Below are 24648 nucleotides of genomic sequence, written 5' to 3' on the forward strand. Positions count from 1 at the left end.
TGGTCTACTCATCGCTACCGGCGGCGGTGATAGCGTGGCGCCAGGGTCGCCCCAATAGCGACTCGTCGACGATGCTTCGGCAACCACGCGTCATCGACACGCTTCATCAACAACAACGTCAAGAGATCTTGCTATGTCCAACGCTTCTCAACCCACCGAGTTCGTGCGCGTGCTGGCGCGGGCCGATGTGCTGGCGCTCGCCTTCGGCGCGATGATCGGCTGGGGCTGGATCGTGCTCACCGGCGGCGCCATTATCGATGGCGGCAGCCTGGGGGCGATCATTGCCTTCATCATCGGCGGCATCGCGGTGCTGCTGGTCGGCCTGACCTATGCCGAGCTGGCGGCGGCGATGCCGCAGGTCGGCGGCGAGCACGTCTACAGCTATCGCGCGCTGGGGCATTTCGCGTCCTTCGTCTGTACCTGGAGCATCGTGCTCGGCTATGTCAGCGTCGCCTCGTTCGAGGCGGTGGCGCTGCCCACGGTGGTCGAGCATCTGTTCCCCGGCTATGCCGTGGGCGATCTGTGGACCGTCGCCGGCTGGGAGGTCAAGGCCAGCTGGGTGGCGGTCGGAGTGATCGGCTCGCTGGTGATGATGGTGATCAACTATCTGGGGATCTCGACGGCGGCGCTGCTGCAGAAGGTGGTCACCGGCCTGATCCTGATCGCCGGGGTGATGTTCGTCACCGGTTCGCTGTTCACCGGTGACACCGGCAATATGCAGCCGCTGTTCGCCAGCGGCGAACATGGCGCCTTCGGTGGTATCGTCGCGGTGCTGGTACTGGTGCCCTTCCTGTTCGTCGGTTTCGACGTCATCCCCCAGGCGGCGGAGGAGATCGATTTGCCGTTCCGCGATATCGGCAAGGTGCTGGTGCTGTCGGTACTCATGGCGGTGGCCTGGTACACCCTGATCGTGCTGGGTACCAGCCTGATGCTCGACAACGACGCCCTGGGTGGCAGTACCCTGAGCGTGCCCGATGCCATGCAGGCGGTGTTCGATGGCGCCTGGGCCGGCAATCTGATGGTGCTGGCCGGGATCGCCGGGATCATCACCAGCTGGAATGCCTTCTACATCGGCGGCTCGCGGGCGATCTACGCGCTCGCCCACTCGGGCATGCTGCCGGCGTTTCTCGGCAAGCTGCACCCGCGCTACAAGACGCCCACCAATGCCATCATCCTGATCGGCGTGCTCTCCACCCTGGCGCCGTTCTTCGGCCGCCCGGCGCTGGTGTGGCTGGTCGATGCCGGCGGCCTGGGGATCGTCATCGCCTATCTGTTCGTGTCGCTGTCGTTTCTGATCCTGCGCCGGCGCGAGCCGGAGATGGCGCGCCCCTACCGGGTCAAGGCCGGCGGTCTGGTCGGCGTGCTCGCGGTCCTGCTGTCGCTGGGCATGGTGTTCCTCTACCTGCCGGGCAGTCCGTCGGCGCTGGTGCCGGTGGAGTGGGTAGTGTTCGGCGGCTGGATGATCGCCGGATTGCTGCTGTACGTGTGGGCGCGACAGCGCTACGGTCGAGAGGTAGGCGATCGTCTCATCCGTGCCTCTTACACGAAATCGTGACAGTCACCCTCGTCCCGTCGACACCCGTGCGGACGTCCGGGACGGCTCATCGGCGCCATCACGCGCGCCGCCTCAGGAGGAGAGTTGCATGACCAACGCAGAACTCAATGAACTCAAGCAGCGCTACGTAGCCAGCGGTGCGGCCAGCCCGGCGGTCGAATTCGCCGCGCGGGCGGAGAACGCCGAGCTGTGGGACGAGGACGGCAAGCGCTTCATCGACTTCGCCGGCGGTATCGGCGTGCTCAACATCGGTCACCGGCACCCCAAGGTGGTCGAGGCGGTCAAGGCGCAGCTCGACCGCGTCATGCACACCTGTCAGACGGTCATGCCCTACGAGGGCTACGTGCGCGTGGCGCAGAAGCTGAGCGAGGTCACGCCGGTGCGCGGCCACGCCAAGGTGATGCTGGCCAACTCCGGCGCCGAGGCGCTGGAAAATGCGGTCAAGGTGGCGCGGGCCGCCACCGGGCGCTCCAGTGTGATCTGCTTCTCCGGCGGCTATCACGGGCGTACCTTCATGACCATGGCAATGAACGGCAAGGTCGCCCCCTACCGCAACGACTTCGGCCCGATGCCGGGGCAGGTCTATCGTGCGCCCTATCCGGTCGAGTCGATCGGGGTCAGTGAAGAGGAGGCCCTGCGCCACCTCAAGATGGTGCTCAAGACCGACGCCAACCCGCGCGATACCGCAGCGATCGTGATCGAGCCGGTGCTCGGCGAGGGCGGTTTCCACGCCGCGCCCAAGCGCTTCCTCGAGGCGATCCGCGAGATCTGCGACGAGCACGGGATCCTGATGATCGTCGACGAGGTGCAGTCGGGTTTCGGGCGTACCGGCAAGCTGTTCGCGATCGAGCACTCTGGGGTCGAGCCGGACATCATGACCATGGCCAAGAGCATGGCCGACGGCATGCCGATCTCCGCGGTGGTAGGTACCGACAAGGTCATGGATGCTTCCGGCGGCAACTCGCTGGGCGGCACCTATACCGGCAGCCCGGTGTCGTGTGCCGCAGTGCTTGCGGTGCTCGAGGTGTTCGAGGAGGAGCGCATCCTGGAGAAGAGCCAGGCGCTGGGCGAGAAGCTGCGGGCACGCTTCGACAAGTGGCAGCAGGACTACGCCTCGGTCGCCAACGCGCGCAACCTGGGCGCCATGGCGGCGTTCGACCTGGTCAGCGACAAGAAGAGCGCGCAGCCCAACACCGAGCTGGCGGCCAAGCTGTGCAAGACCGCGCGCGAGCGCGGGCTGATCCTGCTCTCCTGCGGCCTCTACGGCAACACCATCCGCTTCCTGATGCCGGTCACCATCAGTGACGCGGTGCTGGAGGAGGGGCTGGACCTGATCGAGGCCATGCTGAGCGAATTCGGCGCCTGAACGGCGTCTTGACGCATGCGACCGGCACTCGCGAGGGTGCCGGTTTTTTTGTGTCTGGCGACCAGGAGCTGCGCAGGTGCCATCTGCGCTCCGATCCTCTCAGCCGCCGCGCCGGTGCATGCCGATATGCGGGATATCGTCCTCCAGGTAAGTCTCTGTCACCGCGACGAAACCGTGGCCTGCGTAGTAGTTCTGCAGGTGGGCCTGAGCGGAGAGGTAGGCGTCGCGACCCGGCCAGCGTTCGGCGAGATGTGCGAGCGCCGCCGCCATCAGCCGATGACCCAGGCCCGAGCCGCGATGATCGGGCGCGATCACCACGCGCCCGATGGTCACCGGCTCGCGTGGCGATACCGGCGCCAGCAGGCGTAGTGACGCGGCCAAGGTACCCTCCGCCCACACCGCGAGATGGTCGGTCGTGGCACTCAGATCGTGACCATCCTGCTCCTGGTAGGCACACTGCTGCTCGACCACGAACACGGCCGTGCGTAGCGCCAGCAGGGCGTAGAGCGTGTGGGTATCGAGCTGCTCGCCGCGGTACCAGCGCCAGTCGTATGTCGTCATCTGTCACTTTCCTTGGGTGGTCGTCGAGCGTGACACTAGGGCTGACATATTACGCAGCCCGCCAGCGGGTGTCAGTGACGGCGCTGTCAGGTGATTGATAGGTGACAGGAGAGAGTGCATGAGCCGCTTGGCGATCGATTACGACGATGTAGTGGCGGCACACCGGCGGTTGGCGGGCATCGCTCACCACACGCCCGTGCTGCGTTCGGCAACGGCCGATGCGCGCAGTGGCGCCGTGCTGCATTTCAAGGCGGAGCATCTTCAGCGGGTCGGCGCCTTCAAGTTTCGGGGTGGCTACAATGCCATCAGCCAGTTCGATCGTGACCAGAGGGTCGCGGGGGTGATCGCCTTTTCTTCGGGCAATCATGCTCAGGCGATTGCGCTCTCGGCCAGACTGCATGGCATTCGTGCCGTCATCGTGATGCCCGAGGATGCGCCTGCGATCAAGATCGCGGCCACGCGGGGCTATGGTGCCGAGGTGGTGCTCTACGATCGCTATACTCAGGACCGCGAGACGTTGGGCCGGGAGCTGGCCGAGGCTGAAGGCTTGACCCTGATCCCGCCGTTCGATCATCCCCACGTCATGGCAGGACAGGGCACCGTTGCCAAGGAGCTGTTCGATGATGTGGGCGAGCTGGATACGCTGCTCGTGCCGCTGGGCGGCGGCGGGCTGCTGTCAGGCTGTGCCACGGTCGCCAGGGCGCGTTATCCGCGCTGCCGGATCGTCGGGGTCGAGCCGGAAGCCGGCAACGACGCCCAGAGAAGTCTGGCCAGTGGCGAGATCGTCGCGATCGATACGCCACGCACGATCGCCGATGGCGCCCAGACCCAGGCGCTGGGCAGGCTGACGTTCCCGGTGCTGCAACAGTGTGTCGATGAGATCGTCACCGTCAGCGACGCTGAGCTGGTCGAGACGATGGGCTTTCTGGTCGGGCGCATGAAGCAGTTGGTCGAGCCGACCGGATGTCTGGCGGCAGCGGCGGCTTTCACCGGCCGTGCGCGGCTCGAGGGCCAGCGTGTCGGGATCGTGCTCTCCGGAGGCAACGTCGATCTGAACCACTTCGCCGAGCTGATCTCGACGACCGCGGTCGATGAAACCACCCGAGCGTATCAAGACTGAGGCGAGAGCGCCCGTAGCAGCGACTGAGTGATCTCCTGCCACTCTTCATCGAGACTTTGGTCCGGCACGGGGAGCCCCGCCTGCCGATACCAGTAGCCGGCGTTGCCGATATCGCCTTCCCAGCGGTGAAGATAGGCGTGCACCCAGGCGGCATGGGGGCCGGAAGCGGTATCCACCTGGTCGTGTGCCTTCGACCACTCTGACTTTCCAGCCCACCACAGGGCGCGTAGCTCGCGACCTAGATCGGCGGGGGGAGACGGCCGATCGAGACTGTCCAGGAAGGTCGTCATGTCTCTCATGGCCTTTGCTCTCCTCGCTGGTCTGTCCGGGGATGTCTCACTATCACCGAGTGGAGACCGGTCCGACACAACGTGGATCAAGTCGGCTGCCAGGAGCCGGCCCAGCGGCGAGTGGCCCTTGCGCCCCTTTCGACTAATGGCTGAGGGAGTAAAGCTCCGGCGCTGCATAGACTGAAGGTACCGCATGCACCGCAGCCGAGGAGGTCATCATGATGCAGACGCAGGAATGCCGCGAACAGCGTCCGATGTCGGAGGCAACGGACTGCTGTGAGATGAGCGCTATCAATCTGCTCGATGACAGCGTCTCCACGCAGAAGGAGGTGCAGGAGCGCAATGTCATGCAGCTCTACCTGCTCACCGTGCAGGTAAGGGCACTGATGGATGTGGCCTGCCACCAAGGGCATGCCGAGTTTCTGACCGAGCGTATGCGCTTCCATACCCAGCAGTTGGGCGAGCAGTTCGATTCGCTGGTCAAGAAGCACAAGGGGTCTTCCTATACTCGTCACTTCTACGCCCAGCAGCAGCAGCGCTTCAGCAGCGAGATCGACAAGCTGATCGACGCCCTCGCATCCCTGGGCCGCCACTATCGTGATAGCGCTGACACCGACAGTGCGGCTCACCACGATGCTTACGGCGGTAATACCGAGCCCCGCGACTGACCTTCCACTCGAGTTGCCTCCCGGCCCGCCGCTGGTCGTTCCAAGACCATGGCGGGCCTCTTTTGTGCGTCGGTCGCCGGCGCGTGGTCCCCTCTCTGTGTGCGCTTTCCCAAACCACCGATACTCGTCGAACTCATCCATGAGTGATGGATAGTGAGGTCGTCTTCGCGATGTTTCACGTGGAACAATTCCTGTGACCGTTGATCCACATGCCTGATCCGCCCTCACCGGATTCGCTGCGCCGATCTAGGTGCTGTCTGAAAAGTCGACGAGCGAAGGCCAGGCAAGGCAAAAATCGGAGAAAACGCGGAGTTTACGGGGTGTAAATGAGCATTTTACTCTCTCCGCTCGCCCTCCGGGCCGTCCTTCGGACGTTCTGAACGTTGTTCAGTGAGCCGATTTTTAACGCTGCATGGGCGAGCGCAGTACTTTTCAGACGGTGCCTAGGGTTGATCGATCGTCGAGGGCGGGGGAAGGAACGGGACGGGGGCAGCCATAGGAACACGAAAGCCATCAGAGTCGCAAAGCGCAGGCATCTTGGAGCCGGGCACCCGAGCCAGAAAGAGCGATCACCTCTCGGCTGCCGCCCCCACGAGGGGGCAGCAACCACTGCTATGAAACGCCGGCAATGTTCCACGTGAAACAATCGGGTATCACGGCCGGGTCTGAATCTGGCTCAGAAAGTCATTGCACGGTGTGGTCTCTCCGGCGCTCGGCGAGACCAGGGCCAGCAGCGCAGCGGCAGGCGCGGCGACGGTGCCGAGGAAGGCGCCCACAGCGCCGCGTGCCAGCAGCGAGCTGGCATCCACCCCCGGCGAGGGGTTGGCGAAAGTGCCGTGGACATAGAGCGGCGAGCGTAGGGTGAATACCCGAGCGCCCTTGCTCTCCGGGACGATGTTGAGATCGAGCCTTTCGTTGGCGAAGTTGATACTGCCGTCGATCTTGATCAGCGCGTTCTCGGTGTCGATGACGAAGAAGCGCGGACGTGCCAGGCCATCGTCGACTTTCAGGCTGGTGGCGGCGCAGTTGATACGTACCTGCTCGTCCCCGAACAGCTTGCCCACCAGGTAGTTGCCCACGTTGAGCCCGGCCAGCTCCATCAGATTGCGGCTGATGAGACCATCGCTGACGATCATGCCGAGATCACCGTTGCTGCTACCCAGGAGAGCGGCAATCGAGTTGCCGTGTCCACTGAGCGAGGCGTCTCCATTGAGCTCGCCACGGCTGTTCTGCATCAACTCGACCTCGGGGAACAGGCGACTGAGCAACAGGCGCCTAATGTGCAGGTCGACTCTCGCCTGAAGCGGTGTCTGACTGCCATCCAGACGCAGCGTGGTGTTGAGGTTGCCGCCGGCGACGCCGAAGCGCAGTGGGTCGAGCAGGACCTCACCATTGTTGAGCCGGACGTGGGTATACAGGTCTTCCAGCGGCAACGAGTCGCCATGCTCGATACGCTGGGCAGTGAACTTGACGTCGGCATCCATGGCGCGCCACTGCTCGGTCTGGAACTCCGCCACCGGTAGCACTTTGTCCGTTGGCTGCTGCGGCGCTTCCTGCTGGGTTTCGCCATCATCACCACTGCTATCGGCACCGATCAATGGCGCCAGATCGGCGAAACGCAGCTGGCGCGAGACGACCTCGCCGGTGAGGGATGGGCGGGGTTCACCCAGGGTATAGGTCAGATCGCCATGGATGTCGCTGTCGCCAACCTGACCGTCGAATTTCCGGTAGCGAAAGGTCAGCGCATCTCGCGTCGCAAGGTCGGCGCTCAGATGGCCTCGCGTCGAGTACGGCGGCGTATCCGGCAGCGTGACGCCGATCACCCGGTAGAGGTCACCCAGATTTTGGCCAGCGAAGGTGAGATCGAGATCGATCCTTTTGGGCGCCAGCGGATCGGTCAGCGTGCCGGCGACGCTCACGCGTGTCTGGCCTGCAGTGACATCGGCCTGCAACGGATAGGGTGCACCCGCTTGGCGCAGCGCTGTCAGACTGCCCAGTTTGCCTTCGCCACGGATTTGCTGGCCCTTATAGGTGCCGCTGGCCTGCCAGCCGAAGGCGTAGTCGGCGACTTTTCGATCAGTGCCGCTGCCCGTCAAAGGCGCTTCTCCGCTCAGCTCGTTGAAGGCGATGGGCTGGCCCAGCAGACTCAGGGTGGCGTCGACGTCGGCATCCAGCGGCTGGTCACGATAGTGGACGGTGATGGGGTCGAAGGTGATATCGCCAATATCCACGGTCCAGCCAGGCTGGGTGTCGGTCGTATCGGGATCATCGGATGTATCGCCGAGATTGAAGGTCCAGTTGTTGTTGCCATCCTGACGCTTGACCAGGGTGGCTTCACCGCCGCTGAGCGCTATACGCGGGATCGCCACGCGGCGCTCGAGCAGCGACAGTGGCGCCAGCGTCAGGTCCAGCGCACGCAGTCTGACGAGATCGGCATCGGTGATGGCGTCGGGGCTACCGACGCGAATCCGCTCGGCGTGCAGATGCGGCCAGGGCACCCAGCTGCGCCAGCCGTCGATATCCTTGGGTCTCTCCCAGGAGAGATCGAGATCGCCCTCGATGGCGAAAGGCCGGTGAATGGCCGCAGAGACCCGCTGATTGAGCGTGGGTTTGAGACGATTCCAGTCGAATGTCAGCACCACGATGACCAGTGCGATAATCGCTACCAGCACGAAGGCCAGTAATGAAAGGCCTATCTTCTTCCCCGATGTCATGACCCTGTCCCATCCCTTGGGCGTATTGCACCAAGAATAGCCGAGTCTCCACGCGCCGTTTGTGACGTAACGTTGCCATGACACACCAGGCCAGATCGATATGTTTCACGTGAAACATGCCGGTCTCAGGGCTCACTCAGGGTTCAGCGGAGAGCATTGGCGGCTACCGGCGCAGCCATTGGAGGTGGCGGTCGACTACCCCGAGAAGGGGATAGCGAACTCGGCTCAGGTCGCTGCCAACAGGCGTTCAACGAAATCTGCGAGATCGTCGCAGTGCCAGGTCTCCGGATGCTCGCGGGCGACGTCGCGGGCGTAGCGTTCGCCCTTGCCTGTGCTGACCAGTGCGGTCTGCGCGCCGGCTGCGATGCCTGCCTCGATATCACGCAGGCTATCGCCCACCATCCAGCTACCTGTCAGCGTCGGTAGCCCCAGCGCCTGCTGGATCTGAAGCAGCAGACCTGGCTTGGGTTTGCGGCAGTCGCACTCATCCTGCGGCAGATGGGGGCAGTAAGCGATATACACGATCTCGCCACCGGCCTGATGCACCAGCGCGCGCAGCCGTGAGTGAATGGCATCTAGAGTGTTGCGATCGTAGTAGCCGCGGCCGATACCCGACTGGTTGGTGGCGATGGCCACTTGCCAGCCTGCCTGCGTAAGCGTAGCGATAGCTTCCATAGCGCTAGGGTAGGGGTGCCACTCGTCGAGTGACTTGATATAGGCGTCGGAATCTTCGTTGATGACGCCATCACGGTCGAGGATGACCAGTTTCTGCATAGAAGGCCTGGTTGGGGGAGCATGTCGATGCATTATCGCGCTGCCGCGCCGTTGGCGCCAACTCGGTCCTGCGATGTTTCACGTGGAACAATCTGGCTTGTGCGGTGTGCTGTACTTGGGCAGTGAGGCGATGAGAAGGCGAGAGGAGCGGAAGGGCCGTGCGGAGGATGGAGGCTAGCAGTAAAGCCGAGGCAATATCGGGAGAGAATAGGCCCGCCCGGATGTCTCGGGCGGGCAATGTTTCACGTGAAACGTTACTGCTGCAGCTCGGAGATGTCCGCCACGGCGAGGAACAGCCCTTGCAGGCTGGCCAGGAGTGCCAGCCGGTTGGTGCGCACGGCGTCGTCATCGACAGCCACCATGACCTCGTCGAAGAAGCGATCCACCGGCGCGCGCAGCGTGGCCAGAATATCCAGCGCCTGGGCGTAGTCGGCCTGGCGGAACAGCGGCTCCACCTGGTCGCGGCAGTCGGTGACGGCTCGCGCCAGGGCGATCTCCGCCTCTTCGATCAACAACGAAGCGTCGACTTCGGCGCCGGTGTCGTACTGCTGCTTGGCCAGGATGTTGGCCACGCGCTTATTGGCGGCCGCCAGGGCGGCGGCTTCCTCGCGCTGCTCGAAGCGATGCACCGCGCGCAGGCGACGGGCGAAGTCGAGCGGGCGCGTCACCGGGCGTGCGCGTACGGCAAGGTAGACGTCCACGGGCAGACCCTCGTCCTGAGTCCAGGCGCGGAAGCGATCGAGCATGTAGGTGAGGACGTCATCTACCAGGCCGTCCGCCTTGGGCAGGTCGCGGTGCTGGGAGGCGGCGAGTTCGAGCAGCTCACGCAGATCCAGATCCAGTTCACCCTTGATCAGGATGTTGAGCACCCCGATGGTGGCGCGGCGCAGGGCGAAGGGATCTTTCGCCCCCGTGGGGCGCTGGCCGATACCGAAAATGCCGGTGAGGGTGTCCAGACGATCGGCCAGGGCGATCGCCATGCCGGTCGGCGTACGCGGGATCTCATCGCCGGCGAAGCGCGGCAGATACTGCTCGTGCAGGGCGTCGGCGACCGCATCGGGTTCGCCGTCGTGACGCGCGTAGTAGGTGCCCATGATGCCCTGAAGCTCGGGGAACTCGAGCACCATCTCGGTCACCAGGTCGCACTTGGCCAACTGTGCCGCGCGCGCCGCGGCGCTGCTGTCGCCACCGATCTTCTCGGCGATGAAGCGCGCCACCACCTCGCTGCGTGCCGCCTTGTCGGCCAGGCTGCCGAGCTCGCGCTGGAACACCACGTTGCCCAGTGAGGCCTGACGCGAGGCCAGCGTCTGCTTGCGATCGGTCTCGAAGAAGAAGACGGCATCGGCCAGGCGCGGGCGAATCACCTTCTCGTTGCCGTAGATCACCTGCTGCGGATCTTCGCTCTCGATATTGGCCACGGTGATGAACTGCGGCATGAGCTTGCCGTTGTCATCGAGCAGGTGGAAGTACTTCTGATTGGCCTTCATCGAGGAGATCAGGCACTCCGCGGGGACCTCGAGGAAGCGTTCGTCGAAGCTGCCGGTCAGCGCTACCGGCCACTCTACCAGGCCGTTGACCTCTTCGAGCAGGGCGTCATCGATGACCGCCTGCCCGTCGTGGACCTCGGCCTCCGCCAGCACCTGCTCGCGGATGCGCGCGCGCCGGCGGTCCATGTCGACCAGCACATAGGCGTTCTCCAGCGCCGCCTGGTAGTCGTCGGCGTGGGCCAGTTCGAACGCCTCGGGGGCATGAAAGCGGTGGCCGCGGGTGGTGCGTCCGGCGTGCAGACCCAGCACCTCGGCATCGATGACGCGATCGCCGTAGAGCAGCACCAGCCAGTGCACCGGGCGCGAGAATTCGATGCGCGAGGCGCCCCAGCGCATGTTCTTGGGCACCGGCAGGGCGTTGACCGCGTTGGCGACGATGGCTGGGAGCAGGGCGTCGATGGACTCTCCCTGCTGCTGCTCGCGGTAGCCGAGCCAGGTGCCCTTGTCGGTCTCCAGGTGGATCAGGTCGTCGACGCTCACACCGCAGGAGCGGGCAAAGCCCTCGGCCGCCTTGGTCGGCTGGCCATCCTTGAAGGCGGCGGCGAGGGCCGGGCCGCGCTTCTCGACCTCACGATCGGGTTGCTTGTCGGCGAGCGCTTCGACGCGCACGGCGAGGCGGCGTGGAGAGGCCAGGGCGGTGGCGCTGGCCATGGGGACTTCGGCCTCGGCGAGCCCTTTGGTCACGCCGTCACGCAGGGCCTGTGCGAGATCGCGCAGGGCTCCGGGTGGCAGCTCCTCGACGCCCAGTTCGATCAGTAGGGTGTTGGCTGCCATGCTCATGCGTCTCCCTGAGTGGTTTGCGATGTCTGCGCCAGCAACTCGCGCCGCAGCGTTTCCGGTGCCAGCGGGAAGCCGGCCGCCTCGCGCGAGGCGTAGTAGGCGTGGGCCACGTCGCGCGCCAGCGTGCGCACGCGCAGGATATAGCGCTGACGCTCGGTCACCGAGATGGCGTGGCGGGCGTCCAGCAGGTTGAAGGTGTGCGAGGCCTTGAGGACCTGCTCGTAGGCGGGCAGCGGTAAATTGGCCGCGAGCAGCTTGTTGCACTCGCCCTCGCAGTGATCGAAGGCCTCGAACAGGTAGGGCACGTCGGCGTGCTCGAAGTTGTAGGCCGACTGCTCGCGCTCGTTCTGCAGATAGACGTCACCGTAGGTGACGCGGGTGCCGTCCGGGGCGATCGTCCACACCAGATCGTAGACGCTGTCGACGTCCTGCAGGTACATGGCGATGCGCTCGAGACCGTAGGTCAGCTCGCCGGTGACCGGGTAACACTCCAGGCCGCCGGCCTGCTGGAAGTAGGTGAACTGGGTCACCTCCATGCCGTTGAGCCAGATCTCCCAGCCCAGGCCCCAGGCCCCCAGTGTCGGCGACTCCCAGTTGTCCTCGACGAAGCGGATGTCATGGACCTTGGGGTCGATGCCCAGACGCGCGAGCGAGCCGAGATAGAGCGCCTGGAAGTCTTCCGGTGAGGGCTTCATCACCACCTGGAACTGATAGTAGTGCTGCAGGCGGTTGGGGTTCTCGCCATAGCGCCCGTCGGTGGGGCGGCGCGAGGGCTGGACGTAGGCGGCGTTCCAGCTCTCCGGACCGATCGAGCGCAGAAAGGTGGCCGGGTGGAAGGTGCCGGCGCCCACTTCCATATCGAGCGGCTGCAGCACGACGCAGCCCTGTTCCGCCCAGTATTGCTGCAGGGCGAGGATCAGCCCCTGAAAGGTTTTCGCATCTGCCGTCGACTCTGTCATTGACTGCGTACCGTTGCCCATGAATTCGTAAGCCGCCAAGTATACAATTAGCGCTCAATCGGTTATAGGCACTGGCAGCAATCGGCCGCGGGCGACGTCCTCGGACTGCTGTCGGCATGGCCGAGTCGAGACAGGAGGATAGCGACATGATCGTAGTCACCGGCGGGGCCGGCTTCATCGGGGCCAATCTGGTCAAGGCACTCAACGCGCGCGGCCGCCAGGACGTGATGGTGGTCGATGACCTCAGCGACGGCACCAAGTTCGTCAACCTGGCCGACTGCACGCTGGGCGACTATCTCGACAAGGATGACTTCCTGGCTCGGGTTCAGGCCGAACTGCGCGGCGAGATCGGCGGCCTGCCGCCGATCGAGGCGATCTTTCATGAGGGCGCCTGCTCGGATACCACCGAGTGGGACGGGCGCTTCATGCTCGAGAACAACTTCGAGTACTCCAAGACGCTGCTGCGCTACTGTCAGGCCAAGCGCATCCCGTTTCTGTATGCCTCCTCGGCGGCGACCTACGGCGGCAGCGAGGTGTTCGTCGAGGCGCCCGAGCACGAGAAGCCGCTCAACGTCTACGGCTACTCCAAGTTGCTGTTCGACCAGTACGTGCGTGCGCGCTGGGACAGCTTCGAGACCCAGGTGGTGGGCTTTCGCTACTTCAACGTCTACGGCCCGCGCGAGCAGCACAAGGGCAAGATGGCGAGTGTCGCCTTTCACCATCACAACCAGGTCCAGCGCGGCGAGAATCCGAAGCTCTTCGGCGCCTGGGACGGCTTCGAGGCCGGCATGCAGAGCCGCGACTTCGTCTATGTGGGAGATGTGGTCGACGTCAATCTGTGGTTCCTCGACAATCCGGAGGTCTCCGGCATCTTCAATCTGGGCACCGGGCGCGCCGAGCCGTTCAAGGCGATCGCCGAGACGGTGATCGACTTCCATGCGCACCATGGCGGGGCACAGGGCGAGATCGAGTACATCGACTTCCCCGATGAGCTCAAGGGGCGCTATCAGAGCTACACCCGGGCCGACATCGGGCGCCTGCGCGAGGCGGGTTATCGCGGCGATTTCAAGACCGTGCGCGAGGGTGTCTCCGCCTATCTGGAATGGCTGAATGGCTGAGACGGCGAGCCGCACGCCGCGGATTTTGGTTGTCGGCCCCTCCTGGGTCGGCGACATGGTCATGGCGCAGAGCCTGTTCATCACCCTCAAGCAGCGCCATCCCGGCGCCATGCTGGGGGTGGTGGCGCCGGGGTGGTCGCTGCCGATTCTCGAGCGCATGCCGGAGGTCGACGAGGCCATTGCCCTCGATGTGAAGCATGGTGAATTCGGCTGGGGCACCCGGCGCGAACTCGCGCGCCGCCTCAAGGGCCGCTTCGACCACGCCATCGTGCTGCCGCGCTCGCTGAAGTCGGCGCTGGTCCCGTTTCTCGCACGTATCCCCAAGCGCACCGGCTTCACCGGTGAGCAGCGCTATGGGCTGCTCAACGATCGTCGCCGGCTCGACAAGAGCGTGCTCGATCAGACCGTCAAGCGCTTCGTAGCACTCGGCCTCGATGCGCAGACGGCGGCGCGCGGCGACTTTCCCCTGCCGCATCCGCGACTGCGTGTCGATGCCGAACGCCAGGCGAGCCTGCGCGAGACGCTGGCCCTCGGCGCGCGCCCGGCCATCGGCATGATGCCGGGAGCCGAGTACGGGCCGGCCAAGCAGTGGCCGCTGGCCTATTTCCGTGAGCTGGCCCAGACGCTGATCAGCCAGGGCTATACGGTGTGGATACTCGGTGGGCCCAAGGACGTCGAGGCCGGAGAGACGATCGTCGACGGGCTCGAACACGCTCGTAACCTGTGCGGCAAGACCCGTCTCGCCGATGCGGTGGACCTGCTAGCGGCCTGCGAGCAGGTGGTCACCAACGACTCCGGGCTGATGCATGTCGCCGCCGCGGTCGGCACGCGTATCCAGGCGCTCTACGGCTCTTCTTCGCCGGCCTATACGCCGCCGCTGAGCGATGATGCCCAGATCCACTATCTGGCGCTCTCCTGTTCGCCCTGCTTTCAGCGCACCTGCCCGCTGGGCCACCACGACTGCCTGCGCCAGCTGACGCCGTCACTGGTGCTTCGGGCAATGAAATGACCCCCCGAGTCGCCACCGACGACGGCTTCCAGGAGTGATGATCCATGTCTCAGCGCGTGCTGCTGGTGTTACGCAAGCTCAAGATCGGCGGCATCGAGCGCGCCACCCTGGATCTAGCCAGTGTGCTGGTGCGCGAGGGGCACGAGGTGCATGTGCTCGTGCTCAAGGGCGGCCATGAGCTGGAGCCGGCACCCGGTGTCGTGGTGCACCGGGTCGACTTCGACAAGGACTTCCGCAGAACCGGGATCGGTCTGCTCTACGACCTGCTCACCCGGGCACTGCTCAAGCCGATGCTGCCGGGGTCGGGTTTCCTCTGGCGTGGCTGGTATGGCGGGCGCTATCTGGCGCGTTTCGTGCGACGTCTGGAGCGTGAATGTGGCCGCCTGGACCTGATCGTGATTCGGGGCCAGGGGGCCTTCGAGACCGCTTGGTCGTGGCGCGACCCGCGGCTATGGCAGGTCACCGAGTCGTGGCCGGGGGAGCACCGTGGCTGGCTGAGAGGGCGCTATCTGGCGTGCCTCTATCAAGGCAAGCGGGTGATCAGCGTCAGCGACTTCGTGGCCCGGCAGCTCGAGGTCCTGTGGCAGCGCCATGGCATCACGCCAGCGCACAGCGTGACCATCCCCAACCTGTGCGATATCGAGGGCATACGGCGTCAGGCCGAGGCGCCGATCGAGCTGCCATCGCGACCCTTCATCGTACACGTATCTAGGCTCTCCCGGGTCAAGCGGCAGGATTGGCTGATCCGAGCCTATCGTGAAGCGCAGATCGAAGAGGATCTGGTCATCGTCGGTGACGGCCCCAAGCGGCCAGAGCTCGAGGCGCTCGTCGACGAGTTGGGGCTGCGCCGGCGCGTTCACTTCGTGGGCAGCCAGACCAACCCCTATCCGTGGATGAAGCACGCTCGGTTGTTCGCCCTGAGTTCGCACAGCGAAGCCTTCGGTATCGTGCTGGCGGAGAGCCTGATCTGTGGCACACCCTGTGCGGCGATCGGCTGCCCCGGTGGCGTGCGCAACGTGCTCGTGCACGATCAGGCACGTCTAATAGCCGATGACAGTATCGCTAGCCTGGCGCAGAAGATTCGCGAAGGCTTGAACGAGCCGCCGGACCTCGCGAGCGACCCGGAGCTGGTCGAGCGCTTTCGTGATACCCGCATCATGCAGCAGTTTCTGGCCCTGTCCACCACCTCCTGATACTGCGCGCGAATGGCGCTCAACATAATCCGCGATAGTGCCTGGACGACGCTTGTCCGACTGCTATCCTAAGGGAAATTGAATAGCACCCTAATAAGGGTGCTATATTTTTGCCGAGCCGCGTTTCATGCGCTTGCTGGCAACTCCCCGAAGAATCGAGTCGATCATGTCCCGTCACGCCTGCCCCTCGCTGCCGACAACGGCGCCCGAGCACTCTCGCCATAGGCGGGAGCGAGAGGATGGTATGTGCGCGTCAGAACCGGCGATCGAGCAGACCGCTGCACGCGGGGTGATACGGTTGCGTGGCGCCGTCCAGCAGAGCGTTGTACGACCGTTGGAAAACGCGCTCTTCAGCTACTGGCAACGGGGTTGGCCGGGCGGTGACCTGGTAGTTCGGCGAGGCCTGCCACGCCGGGTGGTCGATGCGCGGCTGGGCGCTGCGCTGGTGGTCGAGATCGATCCACGTCAGCTGATTCGCGATCGCAACGCCGCGGGCGTCGGTGGCCGGAAGAATCCATCGTCCGCGTTCATCTGGGAGGGCGATTGGGACCGTAGCCGGGGGGATCTGCGCTTCGGTTCGCGCTATCGCTTCATCAGCGATCTGGATGAGAACCGCGACGATCTCACCCGCACCGAACGCTTTCGCCAGTATCGCTCTCGGCTGGCGGCGGGAAACCCCTGGCGCTCGCGCAGCCAAGGCCTGGTGCTCGACTCCGAAGAGAAGATCCTGGCCTATCTGCGCACCTACCTAGGCTATCTCGACCATATGGCTACCTATGGCTTCGATGCCAGCCTGGGCAAGGATGCGTTGGGAGTGGCGGTGACCCGTGACGGCACGCTGCTCAAGATCAATCGCGGGTTGCATCGGCTGGCAATGGCCCAGCGCCTGGGTCTGCCCTCGATTCCGGTGGTGGTTCGCGCCGTGCATCGCCATTGGTGGGAGCGCGTGGTCCAGGGCGCGCGGGGCGAGCAGGCGCTGGCCCGGGTCGCCGCGGCGCTGCCAGGGTGCCTGCCGGAGCGCGAGCCGGGTGATCTAGATCCGGTTCGCCGAGAGGAGCCCTTTAGTTGGCCGGCTCCACGCCGGCAGCATCCGACGGCGTGCCCATCACCCATGCGTGCCGCCTCTTGGGCGCTTTGTGGAGAGGAGCGGGCGCGTGCCAGCGGCGAAGGGCATCAAGAGCAACGCGACAGGACGGCGTGCTAGTTGACGCCGTTCCATAGCTCTTCCTGCAGGCGATTTTCGCTGCGCATGCGTCGGTTCAGCTCCTCCAGCGAGTAGCGCTCGACCAGCGTCGGCTGCGACGACAGCAGTGAGACACCCAGGCCGGCGCGATGGTCGGGCACACCAAAGCCCATCGCCTCGAGCACCGTCGGCAGGACGTCGACCATACTGCCCTGGCGCTCGATGATACGAGGGCGTTGGTGCTTGCCCAACAGGATCAAGGTGTCCTCACGCGGCCCCGCGATCAACTGCTCCCAGGCCGAGTTCTTCATCGACAGGTGGTCGCTGGACACCACCACCAGCGTGTTGTCTAGCAAACCATCGGCATCGAGCCGCGCGATGAAGTTCTTGACCAGCCAGCCGGTACACTTCACCGAATAGAGAATGTCGGTACCATCGAACGGCCCCTGATTGTCGCGACAGGATTGCGACGGATGGCCGAACGGCGGATGCGCAGCCAGAGTCAGACCGAAGAAGGCGTAGGGCTTGTGGGCGTCGTGCAGGCGGCGGATGCGCGCCTCGGCCAGGCCCAGCAGAGTGTCGTCATAGAGCCCCCAGTCGTTGAGATAGTCCTTGGGGGTCCGATCCAGCAGCTCGTCCTTGCCCAGCACGGTATCGAAGCCGTGGCCGCGATAGAACTTCGCCTTGCCAGCGAACTTGGTGCTGGCGCCACCCATGAAGGTCAGCGCATAGCCTCTGGCCTTGAGCAGGTCGCCCAGGCAGTCGACGCCGGGAAGCACGTCGGAGAGCGGCTCGAACTGGTTGTCGTGCATCAGCCCCGCTGGCATCAGCGGGACGCCGCACTGGCTGGCAACCATGCCGGCCATGGTCCAGCCTGTGTTGTCGAGCTGCTGAACGCCGTGGAAGACCACGCCATGGCGGCCCAGCGCGGTCAGGTCTTCATAGGCATTACCGAAGCGCTGGGTATCGGCATAGGTGCGTTCGGTGCTCTCCAGATAGAGATAGATCAGGTTGGGTGGCTGCTTCGGAGCGGAGACGATCTGCGGCGGACGATAGCGATCGGCGAGCCACGAGGCGTTGTCGTCGATCACCGAGGCACCACGCAGCGAGAGTCCGAACAGCAGCGGATTGAAAGCGAGCAGAAATAGGCTGAGCACGCGCTCCCACAGGCGCCAGCGATGGTCTGCGCGTACCAGCCAGGTCACGCATACCAGCATGAGGATGGCGGCGAGGGTGTAGATTGCGCCGGCGATCTGGCGGTCGGTGCTGCCGTTCTCCTCGATGCCGGCCTGGAGGTGAAAGATCACCGCACCGAGATCGAGCTTGCCGAAGCTGTCATCGAGATAGATATAGACCCACCACAGGGCCAGCGGCAGCAGCGACCAGGGCCAGGCTCGGCGCCGCGCCGCGCGCTGCTCGGGGGCGCCCCAGCCGAAGCGATGGGCCGGTACCAGCCAGGCCAGCGCGATCAGCGCCGGGGTCCACCAGGGCAGTACCCACATCACCATGACCGCATAGCCGATGCAGAGTCCGATGTAAGTGAGTACAAACCAACGTCGCATATTGCGGGAGAGAGTCATGACGTTTTCGATCCGTGAACGTCCGCTGAGGCGCGGCACCCATCCCGGGTACCGCCTGAGTGCCGTTGCTCGAGCGTGCCGGCTCGCGGCGGGTCAGGATGACTTTATCATGACCGTTCGGTGACCGGCTTCCTCGCCGACTTTGCGCAAAAAATCTCAGTCGCGCGAGCTGCGTAGAGCTTCGTCGGCGGCGTGACGCGCCAGTGCCAGTTCGATCAAGCGCGTCACCAGTGCCGGATAGGTCACCCCGCTCGCCTGCCACAGCTTGGGGTACATGCTGATACGGGTGAAGCCCGGCAGGGTATTGATCTCGTTGATCACCACCTCGCCCGCCGGCGTCAGGAAGACATCTACCCGGGCCAGGCCAGCGCACTCCAGCACCTGGAAGGCGCGCACCGCGAGCGCTCGGATACGCTCGCTCGCCGCCTCTTCGATGTCCGCCGGCACTGCGATGGTCGCGCCGTCGTCGATATACTTGGTGTCGTAGGAGTAGAAACCCTGGGATACCACGATCTCGCCGCAGACGCTGGCCTCGGGGTGTTCGTTGCCGAGCACCGCGCATTCGATCTCGCGGCCGTCGATGGCGGCCTCGATCAGCACCTTGTGGTCGAACGCCAGAGCCAGTTCCAAGGCCTCGGTGAACGCCGCGGCACTCTCGACCCGGCTGACGCCCACCGAGGAGCCCTGATTGGCGGGCTTGACGAACAGCGGCGTCCCCAGGGTGTCGCGCAGGGCCTCGAAGTCCGCTTCGCGGGCGCTGTGACGGGTATAGGTGACGAAGGGGGCAACCGGGACGCCGGCGTCGCGCAGCAGCCGTTTGGCCACGTCCTTATCCATGCCCACGGCGGAGCCGAGCACGCCGGAGCCGACGAACGGTAGGTTGGCCATACGCAGCAGTCCCTGCAGCGAGCCATCCTCGCCCAAGGTGCCGTGGACGATGGGAAAGATCACATCGAGCTGGTCGAGGATCTGGCGCGCGTCGTCGGCGGCGATCAGCTGTGAGCTGGGGCGGCCCGGGACCAGGGCGAGATCGCCCGCCGAGGGATTGAGCGCGATACGCCGCGGATCGTCGGCGTGGTGCAGGAAGTCATCGGCCGCATTGAGATGCCACTGGCCCTGCTTGTCGATACCGATGACGCTGACCGCGAAGTGCTCGCGGTCCAGCGCGTCGACGATGTTCTTCGCCGACTGCAGAGAGACTTCGTGCTCCGCCGACTTGCCGCCGCAGATCACTCCGACCCGAATTTTGCTCATGCCACCGCTCCGCTGATAGATCTGGTGAGCGCCTGGGGCGCCATCCTGCGCGCCATGATGCCACGTCGTCGGCCTTTGCGCTGCCCGGGCTGGCCATGGCCGCGGTGCCTGATGATGTCAGACGCGATAGAAGCGCCGATACCAGTCGACGAAGCGTGCCACGCCTTCCTCCACGCCGATTCGGGGGCGATAGCCGGTGGCGGCGAAGAAGGCCTCGGTATCCGCCCAGGTGCGCGGCACGTCGCCCGGCTGCATTGGCTGGAAGTCGCAGCGTGCCTGGCGTCCGGTCGCCTTCTCGAGGGCGTGAATGAAGTCCATCAGCGCCACCGGGCTGCCATGGCCGATATTGTAGAGCGCGTAGGGCGGGCGCTGGCTGCCGGGGTCGGCATCGAGACTGCCTGCCAGCGGGATCACCTCGAGAATGCGCGTCACCCCGGCCACGATGTCGTCGATATAGGTGAAGTCACGCTGCATGTCACCATGGTTGAAGACCTGAATCGGTTCGCCCGCCAGCAGCGCCCGGGTGAACTTGAACGGCGCCATGTCGGGTCGCCCCCAGGGGCCGTAGACGGTGAAGAAACGCAGCCCCGTCACCGGTAGACGATGCAGGTGGGCATAGGTATAGGCCATCAGCTCGTTGGCTTTCTTGGTGGCCGCGTAGAGACTGATCGGCTGATCGACGTTGTCCTGGGTCGAGAACGGCACCTTGGGGTTCATGCCGTAGACCGAGCTGGAGGAGGCGTAGACCAGATGCTCGATGGCGTGATGCGCGCAGCACTCGAGCACGTTGAGATGGCCGCTGATGTTGCTGTCGGTGTAGGCGTGGGGGTTCTCGAGCGAATAGCGCACGCCGGCCTGGGCGGCCAGGTGAATCACCCGGGTGAAGCGTTCGCGCGCGAACAGCGCCTGCATGCCGTCGCGATCGGTCAGATCACAGGCAACGAAACGCACGTTGGCATAGGATTCGAGATCGGCGAGGCGGGCGTGCTTGAGCGCCACGTCGTAGTAGTCGTTGAGATTGTCGATACCGACGATCTCGATCCCGCGCGGGGCCAACTGCTTTGCCACAGCGTGGCCGATGAAACCGGCCATGCCGGTGATGAGTAGTTTCATGGTGTCGTCTTTGGTGCCGGCCGCTCGCTTATGAGTGGGTAGCAGGGCGCGGTTGTGGTTTATCACGCCCTGTGCGTGACGTTAGACGTCGGGTGAAAGCTGCCTGCGCTCGTCGAGGATACTACGGTAGCAAGCCAGGTAGGACGCCCCCATGGCCGCGGGTGTGAAGGCCGCCAAACGCGCACGGGCGGCCGTGGCCAGCGCCCGGCGGCGTGACGGATCGTCGAGCAGCTGCGCCAGCGCTGCGCTCAGGGCGGCGCCATCGGCGGGCGGCACCAACACGCCGCTGACCCCATCCTCGATCAGATCCGGGATGCCGTCGACCCGGCTGGCCACGATGGGTACACCATGATCCATGGCGTCGAGCAGCGTCGAGCCCAGCCCCTCGTTGCGCGAGGGGAAGGCGAATAGCGTCATGATCTCGAGATAGTCGCCGACGTTGGGCTGAAAACCTTCCCAGATCACGTTGCCGAGATCCCGACTTTCGGCCGCGAGCGCTTCAGCATCTTCGCCCTCGCCGAGCAGCAGGAAGCGCACTTCGGGGTGGCTCTCGCGCAGACGGCGGGCGGCATCGAGCAGGACCCGCTGGCCCTTGTGGCGGTCGACCAGCGCGCCGATGTGGCCGATAACCGGATGGCCGGCGAAACGCTGGCGCAGCGCCGCCACCTTCGCCGGGTCGCTGGGCTGACCGGAAAGCACGCTGGGGATACGCTCGACCGGGCACCAGGCGCGCTGACGCAGATGGGTCTCGATCACCGAGGAGATCGCCACGGCGCGGGCTGCAGCACCATAGGTCAGGCGGTTGAAGGGCTTGTCCTTGACCGGCTGGGGCACGCGCCGGGTGAGCAGATAAGGGGTACCGCGCAGGCGCCGCTCGAGCCAGGCCCAGTGCACTGCCTTGGCCTCGTGGGCGTGGACCAGACTGGGGCGCGGCGCACGCAGGTGTCCGGCCAGGGCGTGATCGGCATCGATCAACTGCACCTCCGGGGTGATCAGCTGGTTACGCAGCGGTGAATCGCGCCGGCATACCAGGCTCTGGGTGATGCCCTGGCCGAGCTGTGCCAGCGCCTCGATCAGCAGCAGTGTCTGACGCTCGCCGCCACGGAAGCCGCGGGCGAGATTGACGTGGCGGACATGCAGAGGAGCAGCCGACATGCGTTCACCACACCTTGTCGAAATCTTCGGCGTCGCGCACCCGGGCATCGCGCTGAAGTTCGAGCAGCTTGGCGTACTTGAGATAGGCGTTGACCGCCGCGGAGAGCGATACCGAGAGGCCGTCCAGCCCGCCCAGCATGCCGCCCTGGAACAGGTATTTGCGCATGAAGGCGTTGGCACCGTGCAGCGCCGGCGAGCCGGCGTTGGCGCGCTTGCCCTTCAGATACATGATCTTGGCGGCGCGGTTGGAGAAGCGCCCGCTGGCCTTGCCGAACAGCTCGCCCAGGTTGGCGAAGGAGTAGTGCTCGAGATCGGCATCGAGCCGGTGCGGCTGGCGTGCCTGCACCGAGGCGTGCTGACGCGAGTCGGAGAAGGCGCAGCGCTGGCGATCATAGAGTCGCAGGCAGTAGTCCGGGTACCAGCCGCAGCGCTTCACCCAGCGGCTGCCGATGAAGTTGCGCCGGCGCAGGGCGAAGGCGTCGTGCTGCGTGTTCTCGAGATCGAGTGCACCGATCGTGGCCACCGCCGCGTCGGTGAGACGCTCGTCGGCGTCCAGCGACAGCACCCAGCGATGGCTGGCGGCCGCCGGGCCGACGTTCTTCTGTGGGCCGTCACCCAGATAGGGCTGACTGATGACACGTGCGCCGCAGGCCTCGGCCAGGGCCACGGTGGCATCGCGAGAGCCGGAGTCGACCACGATCAGCTCCTGGCACACGCGTCCCAGCGAGGCCAGGCAGGCTTCGATGTTGTCCGCTTCGTTGAGCGTGATCACCACGCCGCTGATATTAGCCATGGCTGTATCCTGAGTCGTCGATGGACGCGCGCCCTGGAGGGGCTTGGCGGCGTCCATTGTAGCTGCGCACGTCCTAGCGATAGAACTGACGGAAAGTCTGCATCGCCTGAAAAACCGCGGGCGAGAACTCGGCGCCGGGGATCGGGTCGAGGCGGTGGTCGAGAATCTGCCACTGGCCGGCACCGTCGATCACGGTGATCCGCGACGGCTCGATGATGCCGTAGTCCAGATAGCTGCTGGCCTGAACCCAGGGTTGATCGATACCCGGGGTGAGCAGGTCGACACCTTGGGCATAGTCGGAGAGCGGGTTGGTGCAGCCGAGGGCATGGCGCATCAGCATCGGCGCCACGTCGAGATGACTGGTCATGCCGTCGACCGTGCCGGGGTCGACGCCAGGGCCGTGCACGATCATCGGCACGTGGGTCTGGGGGGCGGCGAAGTTACTGTTGTGGCCCCAATAGTTCTTGCCGAAGTCGTTGAACGACTGGCCGTGATCGGCGGTGACCACCAGCAGAGTGTTGCCCCACTCGCCCTTGGCCTTGAGATCGTCGATCACCTCGCCGAGCAGGGTGTCGTCGTAGTGCACGGCATTGCGGTGGCGGTTGAAGTAAGGCGTCGGGTCGGTATCCGGCCCCAGTTTCAGGTAGTTCATATCCTGGATCGAGGGCTGGTAGGGCTGGGCTGCGTCTGCCGGCACGTCGTAGCCGTGAGGGGCGTCGTAGAACAGCATGCCGAACCACGGCTGCGTGTCTGACTGCTCCTGCTGCGACAGCCAGGCCAGCCAGTCGTCGGTCATCTGGCGGTCGCGCGCGGCAGGTGTCGGCCCCTCGGTGCGCAGACGCAGTGATTGGATCGAGGAGAAGATGGTGCGATCGAAGCCGATACCGTTGAGGCTGGCCGAGGCAAAGATACCCATGGCATAGCCCTGCTTCTGCATCTGCGTGATCAACAGCGCCGGGGTTTGGGTGTTGTCCAGATAGGCGTAGTAGTTGCCGGTCAGGCCGTAGAACAGGCTCATGGTGCCGTTGCGGGTGGCGTTGCCGCCGCTGAAGTGGTCGAGATAGCGTCGGCCGCTGGCGTCGAGTGCGGCGTAGAGATTGGGCGTGTTCTCGGGGCCATATTCGTCGGCGCGCCAGGAGTCGATCAGCACCACCAGGACGTTGGGCGGTGAGTCTGCCTGGCAGCTCAACGGGTGCTTGGGCCAGTCGAGATTCTGCGCCTGCTTGCCGTCGATGTCGGCGCGCTCGGCGCGCGCCGCACGCGGGTCGAGCCAGCCATGCTTCTCCATGAAGTCCTTGGCGGTGGCCGGGAACAGCAGCGGGTAGATGCCCACCTGCTGGGTGACGCTACGCATGTAGCGGGCATCCGCGATCAGGTGCACGACATGGCTGCCGATCAGTGTCAGCAGAATCACGCCGCAGATCAGGCCCTTGGGCAGGCGGCGCCCGCGATCGCCGATGATCACCCGGCGGGCGAGCCAGGCTTCCAGCGCCAGCGCCACCAAGACACAGGCACCGACCACCAACCAGGTCGAGGTGGTGAAGTCGAAGATCTCGCCGTTCTTGTCGTTCAAGAACAGCGACACCATGAACAGATTCACGTGGAAGCGGTACTGGGCGTAGACCACCGTATCGAGCAGCAGCGCGCACAGTCCCAGCGCGCCCAGCAGTGTGGCCGGCAGCCATAGCCAGCGTGACCTGAGCACCAGCGCCAGCACGCCCAGCGGCAGCCAGCCGAGCAGCACCAGCATGCCGAAGTGTCCGATCCAGGTCAGGACCAGATAGGCGATGCCCATGGCATTGTGCGGCAGCGCCAGATAGGGGGTGTAGCGCAGGGCGATCAGCCACACCAGCGGTAGCTGCAGCAGGGCGAAGACCAGCGTGGTACGCCAGCGGCGTCTCAGGGTGTCGTGCATG

At 65.0% G+C, this 24648-nt stretch carries 20 protein-coding genes; 8 read left to right on the forward strand and 12 right to left on the reverse strand.

Annotation, left to right across the window (positions count from 1 at the left end):
* Positions 1 to 133: 133 nt before the first annotated feature.
* Both ABV408_RS00195 and gabT read left to right on the forward strand, forming a co-directional pair.
* Positions 134 to 1555: an APC family permease gene (locus ABV408_RS00195; protein WP_353980541.1), complete on the forward strand. Its 1422-nt coding sequence runs from the start codon at positions 134 to 136 to the stop codon at positions 1553 to 1555.
* Between the two features lie 88 nt (positions 1556 to 1643).
* Positions 1644 to 2921, forward strand: a complete 1278-nt coding sequence (gene gabT, locus ABV408_RS00200; RefSeq protein ID WP_285951193.1) for a 4-aminobutyrate--2-oxoglutarate transaminase — start codon at positions 1644 to 1646, stop codon at positions 2919 to 2921.
* A 99-nt stretch (positions 2922 to 3020) separates the two neighbouring features.
* Here the strand turns inward: gabT and ABV408_RS00205 are convergent, their stop codons facing one another.
* On the reverse strand, positions 3021 to 3482 hold the full coding sequence (locus tag ABV408_RS00205; RefSeq protein WP_353980542.1) for a GNAT family N-acetyltransferase: 462 nt from the start codon (positions 3480 to 3482) through the stop codon (positions 3021 to 3023).
* A gap of 118 nt (positions 3483 to 3600) precedes the next feature.
* Here ABV408_RS00205 and ABV408_RS00210 point away from each other — a divergent pair, with 118 nt between their 5' ends.
* Entirely contained in the window at positions 3601 to 4602 is a 1002-nt protein-coding gene (locus tag ABV408_RS00210) for a threo-3-hydroxy-L-aspartate ammonia-lyase (protein ID WP_353980543.1), read from the forward strand.
* Here ABV408_RS00210 and ABV408_RS00215 read toward each other — a convergent pair.
* A complete protein-coding gene (locus ABV408_RS00215) occupies positions 4593 to 4901 on the reverse strand; it encodes a hypothetical protein (RefSeq protein ID WP_353980544.1) in 309 nt (102 codons plus the stop codon). The genes ABV408_RS00210 and ABV408_RS00215 overlap by 10 nt on opposite strands.
* A gap of 209 nt (positions 4902 to 5110) precedes the next feature.
* Here ABV408_RS00215 and ABV408_RS00220 point away from each other — a divergent pair, with 209 nt between their 5' ends.
* On the forward strand, positions 5111 to 5560 hold the full coding sequence (locus tag ABV408_RS00220) for a hypothetical protein (RefSeq protein ID WP_353980545.1): 450 nt from the start codon (positions 5111 to 5113) through the stop codon (positions 5558 to 5560).
* A gap of 653 nt (positions 5561 to 6213) precedes the next feature.
* Here ABV408_RS00220 and ABV408_RS00225 read toward each other — a convergent pair.
* The 4 genes from ABV408_RS00225 to glyQ form a co-directional block, all read right to left on the reverse strand.
* On the reverse strand, positions 6214 to 8274 hold the full coding sequence (locus tag ABV408_RS00225) for an AsmA family protein (protein WP_353980546.1): 2061 nt from the start codon (positions 8272 to 8274) through the stop codon (positions 6214 to 6216).
* Positions 8275 to 8499: 225 nt separating this feature from the next.
* Entirely contained in the window at positions 8500 to 9048 is a 549-nt protein-coding gene (gene gmhB / locus ABV408_RS00230; RefSeq protein WP_353980547.1) for a D-glycero-beta-D-manno-heptose 1,7-bisphosphate 7-phosphatase, read from the reverse strand.
* 254 nt (positions 9049 to 9302) lie between these two features.
* Positions 9303 to 11369 (reverse strand): glycine--tRNA ligase subunit beta, encoded by a 2067-nt coding sequence (glyS, locus tag ABV408_RS00235; RefSeq protein ID WP_353980548.1) that lies wholly within the window; start codon positions 11367 to 11369, stop codon positions 9303 to 9305.
* A gap of 2 nt (positions 11370 to 11371) precedes the next feature.
* Positions 11372 to 12334, reverse strand: coding sequence for a glycine--tRNA ligase subunit alpha (gene glyQ, locus ABV408_RS00240; protein ID WP_353980549.1), 963 nt, complete (start codon positions 12332 to 12334; stop codon positions 11372 to 11374).
* 146 nt (positions 12335 to 12480) lie between these two features.
* Between glyQ and rfaD the strand changes: the two genes are divergently transcribed.
* The 4 genes from rfaD (at position 12481) to ABV408_RS00260 (ending at position 16858) form a co-directional block, all read left to right on the forward strand.
* Positions 12481 to 13452, forward strand: a complete 972-nt coding sequence (gene rfaD / locus ABV408_RS00245; RefSeq protein ID WP_353980550.1) for an ADP-glyceromanno-heptose 6-epimerase — start codon at positions 12481 to 12483, stop codon at positions 13450 to 13452.
* Positions 13445 to 14461 (forward strand): lipopolysaccharide heptosyltransferase II, encoded by a 1017-nt coding sequence (gene waaF / locus ABV408_RS00250; protein ID WP_353980551.1) that lies wholly within the window; start codon positions 13445 to 13447, stop codon positions 14459 to 14461. Before rfaD ends, waaF begins: the two co-directional genes overlap by 8 nt.
* Before the next feature lie 44 nt (positions 14462 to 14505).
* Complete coding sequence (locus tag ABV408_RS00255; RefSeq protein ID WP_353980552.1) at positions 14506 to 15654, forward strand: glycosyltransferase; 1149 nt, start codon at positions 14506 to 14508, stop codon at positions 15652 to 15654.
* Between the two features lie 244 nt (positions 15655 to 15898).
* Complete coding sequence (locus ABV408_RS00260; RefSeq protein ID WP_353980553.1) at positions 15899 to 16858, forward strand: hypothetical protein; 960 nt, start codon at positions 15899 to 15901, stop codon at positions 16856 to 16858.
* Here ABV408_RS00260 and ABV408_RS00265 read toward each other — a convergent pair.
* The 6 genes from ABV408_RS00265 to ABV408_RS00290 all read right to left on the reverse strand — a co-directional run bounded on the left by ABV408_RS00265 (position 16855) and on the right by ABV408_RS00290 (position 24647).
* Positions 16855 to 18399 carry a sulfatase-like hydrolase/transferase gene (locus ABV408_RS00265; protein WP_353980554.1) on the reverse strand — a complete coding sequence of 515 codons (1545 nt, stop codon included), beginning with the start codon at positions 18397 to 18399 and terminating at the stop codon, positions 16855 to 16857. The genes ABV408_RS00260 and ABV408_RS00265 overlap by 4 nt on opposite strands.
* Before the next feature lie 174 nt (positions 18400 to 18573).
* On the reverse strand, positions 18574 to 19671 hold the full coding sequence (gene ddlA / locus ABV408_RS00270) for a D-alanine--D-alanine ligase (RefSeq protein ID WP_353980555.1): 1098 nt from the start codon (positions 19669 to 19671) through the stop codon (positions 18574 to 18576).
* Positions 19672 to 19788: 117 nt separating this feature from the next.
* Entirely contained in the window at positions 19789 to 20784 is a 996-nt protein-coding gene (locus ABV408_RS00275; protein WP_353980556.1) for an NAD-dependent epimerase, read from the reverse strand.
* A gap of 81 nt (positions 20785 to 20865) precedes the next feature.
* Positions 20866 to 21939, reverse strand: a complete 1074-nt coding sequence (locus ABV408_RS00280) for a glycosyltransferase (RefSeq protein ID WP_353980558.1) — start codon at positions 21937 to 21939, stop codon at positions 20866 to 20868.
* A gap of 4 nt (positions 21940 to 21943) precedes the next feature.
* Positions 21944 to 22732, reverse strand: coding sequence for a glycosyltransferase family 2 protein (locus ABV408_RS00285; protein WP_353980559.1), 789 nt, complete (start codon positions 22730 to 22732; stop codon positions 21944 to 21946).
* Positions 22733 to 22805: 73 nt separating this feature from the next.
* Entirely contained in the window at positions 22806 to 24647 is a 1842-nt protein-coding gene (locus ABV408_RS00290; protein ID WP_353980560.1) for a DUF3413 domain-containing protein, read from the reverse strand.
* Position 24648: the final 1 nt, after the last annotated feature.

It is taken from the genome of Salinicola endophyticus, from assembly GCF_040536835.1.
GTDB classification, from domain to species: Bacteria; Pseudomonadota; Gammaproteobacteria; order Pseudomonadales; family Halomonadaceae; genus Salinicola; species Salinicola endophyticus_A.